The 14,059-nt window shown below is 41.5% G+C and carries 17 protein-coding genes and 1 tRNA gene; 3 read left to right on the top strand and 15 right to left on the bottom strand.

What is annotated here, in order from left to right; all coding sequences use genetic code 11:
- Nucleotides 1–92 precede the first annotated feature (92 nt).
- From ROSEINA2194_RS00125 to ROSEINA2194_RS00110, 4 genes are all read right to left on the bottom strand, one after another.
- Entirely contained in the window at nucleotides 93–473 is a 381-nt protein-coding gene (locus tag ROSEINA2194_RS00125; RefSeq protein ID WP_007881927.1) for a thioesterase family protein, read from the bottom strand.
- 65 nt (nucleotides 474–538) lie between these two features.
- Entirely contained in the window at nucleotides 539–3,064 is a 2,526-nt protein-coding gene (locus ROSEINA2194_RS00120; RefSeq protein WP_044926673.1) for a YfhO family protein, read from the bottom strand.
- 61 nt (nucleotides 3,065–3,125) lie between these two features.
- Nucleotides 3,126–4,922, bottom strand: coding sequence for an LTA synthase family protein (locus ROSEINA2194_RS00115; protein WP_007881917.1), 1,797 nt, complete (start codon nucleotides 4,920–4,922; stop codon nucleotides 3,126–3,128).
- Nucleotides 4,923–5,099: 177 nt separating this feature from the next.
- Nucleotides 5,100–5,828, bottom strand: a complete 729-nt coding sequence (locus tag ROSEINA2194_RS00110; RefSeq protein ID WP_044926644.1) for a DUF975 family protein — start codon at nucleotides 5,826–5,828, stop codon at nucleotides 5,100–5,102.
- Between the two features lie 183 nt (nucleotides 5,829–6,011).
- Here ROSEINA2194_RS00110 and ROSEINA2194_RS00105 point away from each other — a divergent pair, with 183 nt between their 5' ends.
- On the top strand, nucleotides 6,012–7,028 hold the full coding sequence (locus ROSEINA2194_RS00105) for a hypothetical protein (RefSeq protein ID WP_007881913.1): 1,017 nt from the start codon (nucleotides 6,012–6,014) through the stop codon (nucleotides 7,026–7,028).
- A gap of 49 nt (nucleotides 7,029–7,077) precedes the next feature.
- On the opposite strand, the gene ROSEINA2194_RS00100 is transcribed toward ROSEINA2194_RS00105, so the two are convergent.
- The gene (locus ROSEINA2194_RS00100) at nucleotides 7,078–7,368 is read right to left on the bottom strand and encodes a hypothetical protein (RefSeq protein WP_044926642.1); all 291 of its coding nucleotides are present in this window, start codon (nucleotides 7,366–7,368) and stop codon (nucleotides 7,078–7,080) included.
- 17 nt (nucleotides 7,369–7,385) lie between these two features.
- Nucleotides 7,386–7,628 carry a helix-turn-helix domain-containing protein gene (locus tag ROSEINA2194_RS00095; protein WP_021924024.1) on the bottom strand — a complete coding sequence of 81 codons (243 nt, stop codon included), beginning with the start codon at nucleotides 7,626–7,628 and terminating at the stop codon, nucleotides 7,386–7,388.
- 301 nt (nucleotides 7,629–7,929) lie between these two features.
- Here ROSEINA2194_RS00095 and ROSEINA2194_RS00090 point away from each other — a divergent pair.
- A tRNA-Leu gene (locus tag ROSEINA2194_RS00090) sits at nucleotides 7,930–8,012 on the top strand.
- A gap of 208 nt (nucleotides 8,013–8,220) precedes the next feature.
- Here the strand turns inward: ROSEINA2194_RS00090 and ROSEINA2194_RS00085 are convergent.
- The 9 genes from ROSEINA2194_RS00085 to dinB all read right to left on the bottom strand — a co-directional run bounded on the left by ROSEINA2194_RS00085 (nucleotide 8,221) and on the right by dinB (nucleotide 13,106).
- On the bottom strand, nucleotides 8,221–8,523 hold the full coding sequence (locus ROSEINA2194_RS00085) for a type II toxin-antitoxin system RelE/ParE family toxin (protein WP_007881907.1): 303 nt from the start codon (nucleotides 8,521–8,523) through the stop codon (nucleotides 8,221–8,223).
- Nucleotides 8,516–8,779 carry a type II toxin-antitoxin system prevent-host-death family antitoxin gene (locus tag ROSEINA2194_RS00080; RefSeq protein WP_007881905.1) on the bottom strand — a complete coding sequence of 88 codons (264 nt, stop codon included), beginning with the start codon at nucleotides 8,777–8,779 and terminating at the stop codon, nucleotides 8,516–8,518. Before ROSEINA2194_RS00080 ends, ROSEINA2194_RS00085 begins: the two co-directional genes overlap by 8 nt.
- Before the next feature lie 267 nt (nucleotides 8,780–9,046).
- Nucleotides 9,047–9,895, bottom strand: coding sequence for a TIGR02452 family protein (locus ROSEINA2194_RS00075; RefSeq protein ID WP_007881903.1), 849 nt, complete (start codon nucleotides 9,893–9,895; stop codon nucleotides 9,047–9,049).
- A gap of 23 nt (nucleotides 9,896–9,918) precedes the next feature.
- Nucleotides 9,919–10,461 carry a metallophosphoesterase family protein gene (locus ROSEINA2194_RS00070; RefSeq protein ID WP_007881902.1) on the bottom strand — a complete coding sequence of 181 codons (543 nt, stop codon included), beginning with the start codon at nucleotides 10,459–10,461 and terminating at the stop codon, nucleotides 9,919–9,921.
- A 17-nt stretch (nucleotides 10,462–10,478) separates the two neighbouring features.
- Nucleotides 10,479–10,643 (bottom strand): hypothetical protein, encoded by a 165-nt coding sequence (locus ROSEINA2194_RS20760; RefSeq protein ID WP_172727026.1) that lies wholly within the window; start codon nucleotides 10,641–10,643, stop codon nucleotides 10,479–10,481.
- Complete coding sequence (locus tag ROSEINA2194_RS00065; RefSeq protein ID WP_007881900.1) at nucleotides 10,627–10,827, bottom strand: DUF7695 domain-containing protein; 201 nt, start codon at nucleotides 10,825–10,827, stop codon at nucleotides 10,627–10,629. The genes ROSEINA2194_RS20760 and ROSEINA2194_RS00065 overlap by 17 nt, the downstream gene beginning before the upstream one ends.
- 29 nt (nucleotides 10,828–10,856) lie before the next feature.
- Nucleotides 10,857–11,201: a helix-turn-helix domain-containing protein gene (locus ROSEINA2194_RS00060; protein WP_007881898.1), complete on the bottom strand. Its 345-nt coding sequence runs from the start codon at nucleotides 11,199–11,201 to the stop codon at nucleotides 10,857–10,859.
- A 352-nt stretch (nucleotides 11,202–11,553) separates the two neighbouring features.
- Entirely contained in the window at nucleotides 11,554–11,796 is a 243-nt protein-coding gene (locus ROSEINA2194_RS00055; protein WP_005601638.1) for a hypothetical protein, read from the bottom strand.
- Nucleotides 11,797–11,816: 20 nt separating this feature from the next.
- Entirely contained in the window at nucleotides 11,817–13,106 is a 1,290-nt protein-coding gene (gene dinB, locus ROSEINA2194_RS00050; RefSeq protein WP_007881888.1) for a DNA polymerase IV, read from the bottom strand.
- A 211-nt stretch (nucleotides 13,107–13,317) separates the two neighbouring features.
- Between dinB and ROSEINA2194_RS00045 the strand changes: the two genes are divergently transcribed.
- Nucleotides 13,318–14,013 carry an XRE family transcriptional regulator gene (locus ROSEINA2194_RS00045; protein ID WP_007881885.1) on the top strand — a complete coding sequence of 232 codons (696 nt, stop codon included), beginning with the start codon at nucleotides 13,318–13,320 and terminating at the stop codon, nucleotides 14,011–14,013.
- Nucleotides 14,014–14,059: the final 46 nt, after the last annotated feature.

The following is a 14,059-nucleotide window of genomic DNA, read 5'->3' as shown; positions in this document are numbered from 1 at the left end:
CTTTCAACCTTTTTACGTTCTCTCAAGTTGAAAAGAGTGTATCTTATTTGCTGTCCAATAAACCGTACTTTTATGGTGTCTTAGAAAAAATTTTATTTGTTATTGGCTTTTTCCTGAAATTTTTCATTGTCGATCACGAATCGTTCATGCGTTCCCTCACCGATCCTGCCGCGCTCGTCAAACGCTTCCACTTTAAACACCAGTCTCTTGCGGTCGATCTCTACCAGTTCACTCTTGGCAGTCACTTCCATTCCAAGCGGTGTTGCTGAGATATGGGATACGTTCATCAACGTTCCGACTGTTCCTTTTCCATCCTCCAGCTCTGCTGCAACACTCTTGTAGGCAGCCTGCTCCATCAATGCGATCATGGAAGGTGTTGCATATACCTTCAGTTCACCGCTTTTCATTGCCTGTGCTGAATTGCTCTCTGATACTACCTCTTTTGCTTCTCCTTTGATACCTGTCTCTAACATCTGTTACCTCTTTCCTGTCTCTTAATCACTTTCTTCTATATTAGTTCTGTAAAGATAAACTTATTTTAACACACGCTTTCCGATACAACAATATTCTTTTCCTGTTTTCCCCTCCAAAAGGCAGAAAGCAGGAAAAGGATCAGACAGCCAAGACTGATCATGGCGCCAGTCTTCAGTCCGGGCGTTGTATAAATAAGTTCTATGTCATGTTTTCCTTCCGTCAACGTCACACTGATAAACGCCTCAGCAAATGTTTCAGGCTCTATCTCTTTTCCATCCACATACACCGTCCAGCCATCTTCCCTTGCAATCGAAAATACGAGATCTCCCGCTTTTTCCACATCGATCGTACCTGTGATCTTCCGGTCTGAAAATGAGGTGAGTTCCATTGTCTGGCTGTTTAACGTCTCATATGCGGTATCCAGTGCACCCATATTCAGCTTATACGCAGTGATATCCACACGCTCGTTATTGGAATTTTTGATTCGGATCACTTCCCCGGCTTTTACATACCCGAGATCTAAAATATATCCGTGGGACGCCTTCGTAAAGGACTTCGTTCTTCCATCACTGACCTCTTCCTCAAGGGTGTCGGATGTCACAGAACTGTATGCTGCAAAATAATATCCGTCCTCCGTCACCTGAATCGTAGACACGCCGACTTCCGATTCCGCTGGAACTACTGAGAGCATCTCTTCCTGTGCCCCCAACAGTTCCGCAAGTTCATTCTGGTTGGAGACACCGCCGCCATTTTTATAGTCCCAGCGTTCTGCCACCTCATCGTCTACCATAAATCCCAGTGGAAGGGAATATTTATTTTCATATAAATACGTGTTCCCGGATGACGCCACAAGGGTACGCAGCGGGCTTTCCTCCATTGCATTGTCCGCGATCACATATTTTAAGGAAAGCATGGAAGAGATCAAAGGCGACGCGCCGTTGATACAATAAAAATTCTTTCCACCTTCCATTCCAAGATCCTGATAAATATGACTGACATTGATGTTCATCAGCGAAGAAAACTGTGTTGCAGAGTAATAGCCGGACAACGCCGCATCATTTTTCGTTTTCCGCTCCATCTCCTCCGTCCGGTAAAAATACACCGCGCTGTTTTCACTTTCCTTTTTCTTCGCCTGCTCTAAAACGTTTTCATAATCCTTCCAGTCTTTCACATAAGAAGTTCTGCTCACCGTATCCAGACCTGTCATATCAAAGTTGATCGTCAACTCTGTAATCACTACAATTGACGTAATCAAAAAAACATAATCTCTGACTTTTGCAGTTCCTCCATACCACACCAGAAGCAGCACCGCGTACACAACGATAAACACTGCCGTCGTAAAGAAACTGTCGCTTCCGGTCAGTTCGCTGTCAGACCAGCGGTACGCTGCATACAGGAATGCCCCATCCAAGACCAGTGCCACAAGCACGTGATACCAGCGGTTTTCTTTCAGATGCAAAAATGTCTCAAAACACAATACTAACAATAAAAAACTGTATAAAAAGCTCTGTCTGCCCGGCAGCGAATCCGGGAAATGTAATCCATGCCAGATAAAATCCAGCATATTATTGGCAAAGCTTAATGCCATAAACGCAAGCAGTAATACGCGCGGCAGTTTCTTTTTCCAGCTGATCCCGCGGTTCGTCAGATATAACAGGATCAAAAACAATGTAAACACGCCAGTATAAATGTTTGGCCAGTGGTCACGTCCTGTATACGTTTCTACAAAAATACATTGCCTTCCCAGTTCTGCGATCAGATTAAAATACCATTCCACCGCACTTGGAAAAGAAATCCCCTGCGAGCCGCTCTCCCCTAAAATAATCGCTTCCGGGATCAGCAACACTGCACCTGTTCCACCCGCCAGAAGGGAATACCATGCAAACCGTACACATGCCCCGATTTTTCCTTCCCTCTGCTCCAATAAAAGGATCAGAAAATAGAGCACAAGAAAAATGCAGATCATAATCGAAATGTAATAATTGGACAAAATGGCTGTGGCCAGTGTCACATAATACAATGCAGCCTTTTTCTCTTTTACAAGCTGTTCCACACCGAGGATAATGAGCGGCGCAAGCACCAGACAATCTGTCCACATCACATTCCAGGCATAAGCTGCCATAAACGCAGACAGTGCATACGCCGTTCCAAATACCGCGATTGCCGGGTGATTTGTGTGAAAGTGCTTTTTCAGATAATATGCAAATGTCAGTCCACAGAGCGAGATACGAAGAATCATAAGGATTGACATGAATTCAATCACGTATCCCTTCGGGCACAGCAAAATAAACCAGTTCAAAGGGCTTGCCAGATAATAGGCAAACAGTGACACAAAATCCGCACCAAGCCCGATCGTCCACGAGTACATGAGGCTTTCGCCGCTTCTTAATTTATCCACAAACTCTGTAAAAAAAGGACAATATTGATGATACATATCCACCTGTAACAGACAACGCTCCCCAAATGGATACACTTCATGATCGATACAAATGATCACCGAGATCAGAAGTGGTATCAGAAAGGCGGCAAGCAGTGGCAGCCGTTTACACCACTTTTTCGATTTTGTCTCATTGATTTGTGTCTGATTCATTCTTACAAACTCCTGTTTTCTTTCCTTCATTTCTTTCCTGATGAGCGATCTGTCTGCACACTCACTCTTTTTTCCAGTCAAATAGCTGATAATACTGCAGACTCTGGTAATCTTTCAATTCCTGTTTTAAGCTGGATGAATTTGTATCCAGACCATCTTTCGTGAGCACACGCATTGCAGAGATAACTGGATAATTCCGTTGTAATTCCAACAGATAAGAACCATATGCATTCTCAGAAATTCCTGCATAGTGTAATACGTCCGCCGCAAGATAATTTGCACTTGTATCTTTTCCGCTCTCTGCATCAATGTCATAATTCGCCCAGATCACATATGGCACTTCATACCGCAGTTTCAACTGATCCTCTGTCAGTGTCTTTGTCGTCATACCATTCAGATTCAAAATCGGCGCTGCCACCGTGTCATTTGGCTGATGATCCCCAAAGAATACTACAATTGTCTTTTCGTCTGCCTCCTCAAAATAGGAAATCAGTTTTTCCAGTGCCTGATCCGAAAGTCTGACAAGCGATAAATACTGGCTCAAAGGTGTACTTTCCACACCCTCCACTGTGATATCCGGGGTAAAATTATCATAAGTATCCGAGTATCCACCGTGATTTTGCATCGTCACATTGAAAACGAATAAAGGTGTTCCCTCTTCTTTTTTCTCATATAATTCAATGATCTTATCCACACAGCTATTATCACTGACGTACTTGCGCACATAACCTGCTCCCCAGTACTGATCTTTAAAAATACTCTCTGAAAAGCCAAGCAATGGATATACCTTATCCCTGTCCCAGCCATCCGCATAATAAGGATGGGTTGCCACCGTCTCATAGCCCAAAGATGCCAGATACGCCGGGAGCGCCGGAAGTTCTTTCGTGATGTACTGCTGATACGGAATACTTCCCTGTGGCAGAAACGCCATACTGTTTCCCGTCAGGAACTCAAACTCTGTATTTGCGGTATTTCCTCCGCACACAGACACATTCAGATAACCTGTCACCGTATTTTCCGCCCCGTTCTGTAAACTGTGCAGATACGGCATATAATCTTCATTTGTTGTAAAATCTCCCAACACTTTCAGGTCAGAAAAAGACTCATTCATCACGACGATGATATTTGGCAGTTCCTCTTTCTTATCACTGCTGTCTGCGTCATCTTCCTGCTCTGTATAGCTTTCCAGCACTGCCTGCTCTTTTGCAGCGTCATAACCTGCCGGTTTTTCTACAGTCATATATGCGAGATCCATTGCAAAAGTCACTGCCATTCCATTTACCTGCGTCATAAATGCCGGGGTAAATAAAAATGGATACAATCTGTGTCCGGTCTGAAAATCTTCATCCTGCAGCAGATTGACAAACAAGACCAGCACGATACAGCATACGCCCGCCGGGATCAGACGCTTCCATAATTGAAACTTCGGTATTCCGGTTTTTACAAACTGCAGTAAAACGATCATTCCAAGAAACGCAAGCGTCACCACGATCATTCGAATATCCGGTTTAAAATCATAATTAGATGCCACACTTGCCGCCGTCTTCCAGGAAAAAATATCCCACGGCACGATCGGATTGGTCCGGAAACGGACCACATAAGCATTTGCGATTCCATAAATCATCGCGGTTACCAGCTCGATCCGAAGCCCGCTTTGTATCTTTCCGGTCACACTGACAAAGATCCACGCCAAAAGCTCAAAGAGCAAAATATTGAAAAACTGCGCCCACGGTCTTACCTCTTCGAATGGATTGTGTGTGTAGGCTTCCATGAGATAAAACGTGATCACCGGGAATACGATCAGTGTAACGATTGCTGCAATGAGCTGTATCTGTTTTTTATATTTCATCTGTTTCATTTTATTACTTCCAACTTTTCTAATTCATCTTCTGCCACGAAATTCTGCAAAAAAAATGTGCCAAAATGTTTTTCCGTGACCACAACACGGTACATTTTAGCACATCTCTTTTTCAATTGAAATCCATTCGCAGATTTTTCACATTTTTATAAGAATTCAGTGACAGATTTTTCCCTTTTACATCATTCCATCCGAATTGAAGTTTCCGGAAGAACCTCTGCTTAAATTCAGATAAAAATGAGCCGTTGCCATATGGGTATATGGATTTAAGAATAGATCTCCGATTCCAAATGTACATGCACTTAAAATCATCCAGCCGATAAAACTGAAATCCAGACAAAACAGCGACCATTTATTTCCATCCATCATCTGTTTGGATGCCTCAATCGCCTCCATGATCCCCATTTCCGGATGTTCTGCCATGATGTATGGTGCCATCGCATAACGATAGGTAGCGATGAATCCCGGTATGATAAATAACATCGTCCATAAGAAAATAAAAATAGAAGTTACAATACGAAGCCCGAGTGCCTTTCCGAAATACTGGAAATAAGCAAACTCATCCTTAATGTCCGCATTCTCGCCCAATGCACGTTTGGAAAAATAAGCACACATACCAAGTTCCACTACACCACCGATCACAAACTGTGCCAGTGCATAAATGCTTAAAATGCTCATCATGACAGCCAGGATTCCGAGCATTTCTGCCGGAAGCTGATTCAGGCTCATATTTATCCCAAAAATCTGTACGCTCATTCCCTCCCCATATTGATAATTTGCGGTAACAGGTATAACGGACTGGATTCCTCCAAGCAATGCTCCTACAAAACAAACAAGAACTGCCATTCCCCAGTTTCCACTCAAAGATGCTCTTGCACGCTCACGGTAATCTGCTGCTCTCAACATAATCTCTCTCCTTTTTCTCCTAAAAATCAGTTCATTATCCATAATAAGTCTTTTTCTCCAAAAATAAAAGCCCTATTGCTTTATTTATAAAAATATTATATTGTGTTTTCATCACTTAAACATGCTTCGCTGCTTATACCTCATGGGCATGCGAACGGAAACAGAGAAAGGTAAGGTATTGTTATGGATGAATTTTTTGATCAGTTTTTTCCTACTGAATTTTTGATAGAATATTTAGAAAACGGTCCCGAAGAAAACATGGATCGTTTTCAGACTTATGTTGTGTATCGTTTCCTCACTTTTGCGGCAAAGGAAAATCCAGCTGTTATAACAGAATTAAGGGATACGTTAGAGTGTCCGCTCTCTATGGACAATCTCTCTGATATTTACCGTTTTCTGGATCAGGATTTTTATTTTTCTCCTTCTTTTTCCGAGAATTCTTTTGATCCGGTTCTTTTATGCTACGCCATCGCCATCATTGACGACAAATCCGGTTTTGGTCTTGCGATCTTAAACCGCATTTTCAAAGAGGCATGCCCTGAGATTTCTTCCGTGGATTTTTCAAATGTGGATGTGGATCTGGAACTTTTATTGCAGACAGAAGTACAGTTTTATGCTGCCCTTGCCATCTGTTCTATCCACTATAGTACACTGATCGCATTGCTTCCAAAATTTGCGGCCGCCTATATGGAAGATCTGCATTTTACGTGCGAAGATTTTATTCTCTACGATTTTATGGATGAATATTTTGAAACAAAGAACTGTTCTGCCAACCCTGCTTTTCAGGAAATGACCGATACTCTGGTGCTGGCAACCCTGCAATCTTTTGATACGGATCTTGAAAACTTTACGTTAGATGGTTTATTCCAGTTAAAACACCCTGCCGGACGTTTTGCAGCCATTTACCGCAGTGGCGCGATCGATATGAAAGATCTCCCGGTTCCGGCTGACGCTGCTGTTCTGATGAAGCATATCCTCTCCTATGCAGCCGCTTATGAGCTTCGCAACAACCTCTACGATTACCATCTCGATGAGGACAAGACGATCACGCTCACCAACTGGAAAGAAAACCTGAAATGGCATTATGTACAATACACCAATGTATACAATCTCGCCCTTTCCTCTTTTGTAGCTGCGTGCTACTCCAGAAAGCTGCTCCAAAAACAGTTTGAGGAAAACCTGCGTGAGCTGAATTATTAATGGAAAGTCCCCGGTTTCCTGAATCACTCTGGAAACCAGGGACTTTTCATTAATAATTGCTTACGACAAGACGCTTTTTGAAGTGGATATCCATCTGGTCGATGGCGGTTCTTGCCTGACTGTAACGATTACGATTGGTGTTGATCACACAGATCTGACTTGCACCATGAAATTTCCTGCGAAGAAAAAAAGGAATATTGATCCAGCTCTTGGTAAACGGAATATGATTCTCCATCAGAACATGGATTGTCTGCTCACTGGTCTTCTCATTCGTTGTTCTGCATAATTCGATATCTTTGTCAATGTCTCTGCCATTTCCTAATGTCACACTTCTGCCCATAACATAAAACTCCTTCTTCACTTAATCCTGATCTGTACCTGTTTTCCAAGACTTCCTGCCACCTTGATCAGGAAATCAAGGCTTGGATTATATTTGCCGCTCTCAAATCTGGAAATATTAGACTTTTTCGTTCCCACACGCTCCGCCAACACTTCCTGTGTCATATCCTGCGCTTTTCTTGCATCCTTCAACTGCTGGACCACTTCATACCGGGGGGTAAGCTGTTGACCTGCAAGATGTTTCTTTTCTCCCTGAGCCAAACTGACGCCCTCCTGCATTCGCTCTTTCTTTTGCTGCAATGATTTTCTGCTTATTCGTTCATTGCTTTTTTTACTGTAATTCTTTTTTCACATGTTATTAAGTTATCATATATGATAACTTTCGTCAACAAAAAAGCCTGAAAATCATTATTTTTCATAATACGTTTTTCATTTCTAAAATACGGATAAAATAATGGATAAAATAATTCTTGCAGGAATCAAAAAAATTTCTTGCAATCTGTCTTTGAGTATGATAAGATATTTCTTGCTTGAGCGATTTTGTTCAAGAAGTTTATAAGACGCAGGAGTGGCGGAATGGCAGACGCATCAGACTCAAAATCTGACGCTGGCAACAGTGTGTGGGTTCAAGTCCCATCTCCTGCACTAACACAAAAGAGCCGTAAACATGCGATTTTCATTGAAAAATCAAAGGTTTACGGCTTTTTCTTCTTAATGACTGCTTCCATAGCAGCCACGTTTGTTTCTGCAACGTCTGCGATCTGATCTAATGTATAACCTTTTTTATGCATATTCAAAATGAATTTTTCTGTAGCTTTTTCTTCAATGCCTTGTACGTCATTTGGCGCTTATTCTATAAATTTCGTCCTTGATACTGTATTGTTACCACATAAACAGTTTTGTGTAACTCATCAATGCGGAAAATGACAACATAATTATCAATCAACAACTGTCGGTAGCCTTTTCCGGCATATCTACCTTCATTTCGTTCTTGGTGAGATTGTGGAAACGTATCTAAGTTCAAAACAGCTTTCTTAATTCGGTCAACTTGTCCTCTGGCATTTTGAGGAGACAATTTATCATCTGCTATATACTTGTAAATCCGATCTAATTCACTGATTGCTCTGGGGTTAACTTTTACCTTGTATTTATCCAAAATGTTTTTTCTCCAATTCTGCAAAAACTACTTCTGCATCAGCTGCTTCTGCACCGTTAGCAATTTCCTGCTCAGATTCAAAAATTGCTTGGTCAATGCGATTTGTGCTTGCAAATTTATCATAAAGTTCACTGCTCATTACAACCAAATCACTATATCCATTTTTGGTAATAAAAATAGGCTCCTGCTCCTTGTGTGCAATATTGGAAATCTCAGTTGTATTTCTTAAATCTTTAATAGGCATAATAATTGGCATGATTTTTCGCTCCTTTCTTCGGCACAATTATAGCATAATTATGTTTTGTATACAATAAAAATATACACTATATTAACAAATTTTGCTTTTCCTTCCATTTTATCATAAGCAACTTAATAGACTAATCATGTTCACATAGCCCTATTTCGTCTCCACTCATGATTTCTCCACCAGCATAAACGAATTATGCTGCACTTCAAGGTAGACATCACCATACTTATTGTCATAAACATCAAGAACCTGTTTTTATTACAAATGATTATTTTCTTATTTTGTGTATGGTTTAAGTACCCCATCAAATATCCTATAATTTATGTCATCCTTCGGACTACAGTATACTGCGAACTCAATATTCTTAAACGCATACAAATATTCGTTCAAAACATTTTTGGATGCCTGTGCGACTACATTTGGATTATTCATGAAAGCCCCGCATCCAAACGCACCGAGAACAATCGTTTCAACTTTATTGTTCAAAGCCACATCCAGAATCCTCCGAAGCCGTTTTTTATGAATCGCCAGCAGCTCTTTATCTGTAATCTTGATCGCATCTTTTCCGTCTCCTGTATTAAAGGCATTGCTTGGTTTCTCTCTTAAGTTCGGAGCCGCACACGTGATAACATCAACGGTATACCAGTCCGCTTCATCCATCAGCTCCGGCTTTACGGTATCGCTCTTGAAAACCAAAACGTCTGGCGTGTAAATGATATCATCATTGTGGATTGGATTATGTTCTGCCCGGTGTGCCATGTAGAATCCACTCCACGCATCCGGAGCATTCAAGCACTTAAACAACCCGGAACATCTGCATAAGCACTCTTCCTGAGCATTTGCACCACGCTCCACTCCGCCACCCGGATTCGAAGCCGATGCAAAATTGTGTACTGCTGTTTTCGTATTCTTATATCTTGATGCTGCTTCAAAAGTTCTCTTTGCCGATACTGTGATCCGTGCTTTCTCTTTATATCGGTTCTTGTCTGACTCTACAATCGCATCCTCTTCCAAAATCAATTTCTGACCTTCTGCAGAGTTATGAACAGATTCCCGGATTCTGTCATTGTTTTTGCACAGGTTCATTGTGTCCTGAAATACATTGATATTCTCTGTTCTTCCCATTGTAAATCCTTCTTTCTACGATTTTATGAATCCTTTTCCTGAAATGCTTTATTGTTCCGCACCAATTCATTGAACGATACCGGAGTGTAATTGTTTATGCAGGCACCGGCATTTAAGGCACGCTCTCTCGTTTTCATAAACTCATACACCTCATCCCGTGCCCCATGGATGTGCCCATAAATCAGCCATGATCCATGACGGCTCTTATACCATTCTGCCAATGGATAATGACACAGGCAGATCTGCTTGTCTTCGGCTGTGACATGCTGCATTTTTTCAACGCTCTCAAGGTACTTTGCAGCGTTTTCGCAATCCAGTGTCGCCTTGTCATGGTTTCCGATAATCAAATGCTTATGACCCTTGAGTTGTCTTAAGTACCAGTCCGGTGTCCGTCCTGACCGGTAACAGAAGTCGCCCACGATATAAACATCATCATCTGCGGACACTCTTGAATTCCACAGCTGAATCAGGCAGTGATCCATCGTGTCGACATCTGAAAACGGTCGGTGCTCAAATAGTATTACATTTTTATGTCCGAAATGCAGATCGCTAATATATAAATTCATGATGCGCCTCCCTCAATTTATTTCTTACCGTCTTGTAATCTAAACCTTTGAATCAACTCTTCCTCAAATGCCAGCGATTCCGGTGTCTCCTGTACCGCTCTCTCATACTCAGGCTCGACTGGTTCATAAGGTCTCCCGGTTTCATCCATAACAAACCTCAGATTCTCACTCTTCGTCATCATCTCTGCCTTCGTACTCGATCAGTTCTTCATAATCGTCTTTATTTCCGACTCTTCGAAGGTAATCTTTTCCGCCATCGACAGCGACCGCACCGCATTTACAGAATTTAAAGTCATGTCTGCTGGTACTTTCAATGATCTCACCACATTTTTTACACTTGATCCGGTTTCTAATAATCTTTTTCATGATGTTGTCCTCGCTTTCTATCTTTATTGTTAATTATAATTGGATTTCCTGTCTGCCGCCACATGAAATTTTGACACCGTTTTCTTCGATATTTGCAATTTTGTCACCGTTTCCTTCGATATTTTAAATTTTGTCACCCTCTCAGTCGATAAACGCACATCTGATTCGATAATTGCGGATTCCATTTTGATCACCAAAACATAATTTATCCTATTCAGCATCCATTGTGTATTAATGCTCTGATACTGCTTTGTGCATATACCAAGAGCATCCGCAACATCATCCTGAGACAGTGCATTCTCTTTTCGTATCTTTCTCAGACGTTTACCCATATTCTTTTGATATTCCTGGTCTTTATCGTTATCGTTCGACATATTACTCCTTCCATTTCATCCATAATAGAATACTATTTTCTTCTATAGATCAGAACCGAGTAATATGTGGAAGATTTTGGACATATTAGCGTGATTTTTCCCAGATAATACCAGACACCCAACACATATCAGTATTTTTTTATTATTTGTACCAAGGACAGATTATGGGGATATTTTCCTATATTCTGTACCTGTTCTGTATGTTATTACTACCATTCAACGGATAAGGGAAATGAAAACCATTGATGATTATATTCTCTGAATAAATGAGTTCCGATGTGCCAAAGTCCGCACCATTCATCCTGTGACCTTCTTGCTGATCTTTTCGACTGGTATAACACCATTAAATAAACTATCTCTCCTCCATAAACCACATATTGTTGTCCTCATAGAAAAGATGGCTCTCTTTTCCGTCAACAATACAGGTATAACGTATTCCGGCTCCGCCTGCTTTCAGGCTTGCCGCTCTTCTTACATCTGTTACTTTCTGAATCTCATATACATGACCATCCTTCCAGATAAAGCTCCTTGGTAGAAGCCTTCCGTCATTTGTAAATTCAGCCATGACATTTACATATACCTTGCTGCTTTCCATAATAGTTCAATCCCTCCTGTCTATCCAAAGTACCCATGCGGATGTACCGTATGATCAGACTTTGTATCACATGCTGACAGTATTCTGTCACGGTACATAAGCCCTCTCTGGACACTGTAAAATCCAAATCTTTTGCGGATAATATCAACCGTCTCATCCATTTTCATCTGTTTTTCTCTTGCCTGAGGATCCATGAACATGTCCAGCTGCTCCCAGAAATAATCTGTCACAAGATCCGTTCCACGTATTCCTATGCTCCGCAGTGGCTTTTGAAAAAACTCTGGCCGGCTGCTTTTCAGTTCCTTATCATCCGCCGATAGTCTGTAGTTGTCTTTGTATAACCTGTATCCAGCCTCTGCAATCTCTTTGGTAATATTGCTCGCATTCTGCAACTTTACCTGTTTTGAAAAATGAAACAGTTCTTTGTCACGGACACTGATCTCAACAGTCCGGCACCGGAACCCATTCTCCCGGAGTCTTGCCGCTACACTTTCTGCCAGAATGTATAACACAATCTTGACATCTTCATCTGTTTCCATACCCCTGGGCGTTGTTGTACTGTTGCCTACGGACTTGACCGGAGCTGATGTGTTTTCCAGCTTTACCGGAGATTCATCATATCCATTAGCAAAAGCCCACAGAATACTTCCCATCTTGCCAAGTTTTCTGACCAGCAGGGTTTCATCAGATTTTGCCAGATCTCCGATAGTCCGGATTCCCATGCTATATAACTTTTTATTCGTTGCATTTCCCACATATAACAGATCAGAAACTGGAAGACACCAAGCTTTTCTCTGAAACTCATCCTCATACATAGTAGTAATGGCATCCGGCTTCTTATAATCAGATCCAAGCTTGGCGAATATCTTGTTGAACGACACACCCACGCTCACCGTAATGCCAAGTTCTTTTTTCATCCTGCTGCTTATTTCCTGTGCAATGTGAAATCCGTCTCCCTTGAGAGTTGCACTGTCTGTCACGTCCAGCCAGGACTCATCAATTCCGTATGGTTCCCTCTTATCTGTATAGTCAGCATAAACTTCCTGTGCCATTCTGGAAAATCTGAGATACAGGTCCATCCTTGGGGGAAGAAATGTTATGTCCGGGCATACCTGTTTTGCCTGCCATAATGCCATTCCGGTTTTTACACCATATCTCTTGGCCGTATAATCAGCGGTCAGCACAATTCCATGTCTCGCCTCAGGATCACCTCCTACTGCTACAGGCTTTCCCCGAAGCTCCGGATGATGCAGAAGCTCTACTGATGCATAAAAACAGTTACAATCACTATGCAGTATTGTCCGGTTCACTGAATCACCTTCTTTCCTGCTGCCGGATGATATGCCATCCGTCTACATGGCATAATATAATACTTTTTATATTGCTATTCAATGGTACTTTATTATATATTATCAATATTATTGATATTTCAATTGCTTTTTAGGGATTCCTGTGCTAAAGTTGATATATCCCGCATAGGGAGATCATACCTGATATGATTACTTAGAAAGGCATAATACTATGAAAGATTTAGGAAAGACCATTGCTAAATACAGAAAAGAACACAAGCTGAACCAGAGCCAGCTTGCAAAAGAACTGGAAAACTATGATATCTATGTAAAGCAGAATTCAATCAGTGCCTGGGAACTTGGCACAGCAACACCAAATGCCAGACAGTTTCTTGCCTTATGTGAAATACTCGAAATTTATGATATCTATACGGATTTTATCGGTCAGAGTCCTCTTAATCCATTCCGGAACCTGAATGAAAATGGAATGAACAAGGTGCTTGAATATATCAGCGATCTGGAAAGTACCGGCAACTATAAACCGGCAGAGATCATTCCTATCCATGTGATCAGGGAAAGAAAAGTATTTTACAATACCGTTTCCGCTGGTACCGGCTCTTTTCTTGATGGTGACGAATATGAGATATTCTCCTCTCCTGACATTCCGGAGGCTGCCACATTTGGCGTATATGTAGATGGTGACAGTATGGAACCTAAATACCATAATAAGGATCTCATCTGGATTGAACAGACAGCATGCCTTGATAATGGCGAAATAGGTATCTTCTATCTTGATGGAAACGCATATGTGAAGAAATTTCAGAATAACAGACTCGGAACCTACCTCATATCACTGAATAAAAAATATGATCCAATCCCGGTTACAGAGAACAGTTCCTTCAAAATATTCGGCCGTGTTCTTTCATAAGTCCTTTTTTTGGGACACTTAAAACTGTAGGATTATTATAGCGGAA

Source organism: Roseburia inulinivorans DSM 16841 (assembly GCF_000174195.1).
Classification (GTDB): domain Bacteria; phylum Bacillota; class Clostridia; order Lachnospirales; family Lachnospiraceae; genus Roseburia; species Roseburia inulinivorans.
This window is presented reverse-complemented; position numbering and strand designations above follow the sequence as displayed.

Bases quoted from the DNA above. Each gene is read 5' to 3' on its own strand.
- ROSEINA2194_RS00125 (WP_007881927.1), bottom strand. From the start codon at position 473: ATGTTAGAGACAGGTATCAAAGGAGAAGCAAAAGAGGTAGTATCAGAG.
- ROSEINA2194_RS00120 (WP_044926673.1), bottom strand. From the start codon at position 3,064: ATGAATCAGACACAAATCAATGAGACAAAATCGAAAAAGTGGTGTAAA.
- ROSEINA2194_RS00115 (WP_007881917.1), bottom strand. From the start codon at position 4,922: ATGAAACAGATGAAATATAAAAAACAGATACAGCTCATTGCAGCAATC.
- ROSEINA2194_RS00110 (WP_044926644.1), bottom strand. From the start codon at position 5,828: ATGTTGAGAGCAGCAGATTACCGTGAGCGTGCAAGAGCATCTTTGAGT.
- ROSEINA2194_RS00105 (WP_007881913.1), top strand. From the start codon at position 6,012: ATGGATGAATTTTTTGATCAGTTTTTTCCTACTGAATTTTTGATAGAA.
- ROSEINA2194_RS00100 (WP_044926642.1), bottom strand. From the start codon at position 7,368: ATGGGCAGAAGTGTGACATTAGGAAATGGCAGAGACATTGACAAAGAT.
- ROSEINA2194_RS00080 (WP_007881905.1), bottom strand. From the start codon at position 8,779: ATGCCAATTATTATGCCTATTAAAGATTTAAGAAATACAACTGAGATT.
- ROSEINA2194_RS00075 (WP_007881903.1), bottom strand. From the start codon at position 9,895: ATGGGAAGAACAGAGAATATCAATGTATTTCAGGACACAATGAACCTG.
- ROSEINA2194_RS00070 (WP_007881902.1), bottom strand. From the start codon at position 10,461: ATGAATTTATATATTAGCGATCTGCATTTCGGACATAAAAATGTAATA.
- ROSEINA2194_RS20760 (WP_172727026.1), bottom strand. From the start codon at position 10,643: ATGATGACGAAGAGTGAGAATCTGAGGTTTGTTATGGATGAAACCGGG.
- ROSEINA2194_RS00065 (WP_007881900.1), bottom strand. From the start codon at position 10,827: ATGAAAAAGATTATTAGAAACCGGATCAAGTGTAAAAAATGTGGTGAG.
- ROSEINA2194_RS00060 (WP_007881898.1), bottom strand. From the start codon at position 11,201: ATGTCGAACGATAACGATAAAGACCAGGAATATCAAAAGAATATGGGT.
- ROSEINA2194_RS00055 (WP_005601638.1), bottom strand. From the start codon at position 11,796: ATGGAAAGCAGCAAGGTATATGTAAATGTCATGGCTGAATTTACAAAT.
- ROSEINA2194_RS00045 (WP_007881885.1), top strand. From the start codon at position 13,318: ATGAAAGATTTAGGAAAGACCATTGCTAAATACAGAAAAGAACACAAG.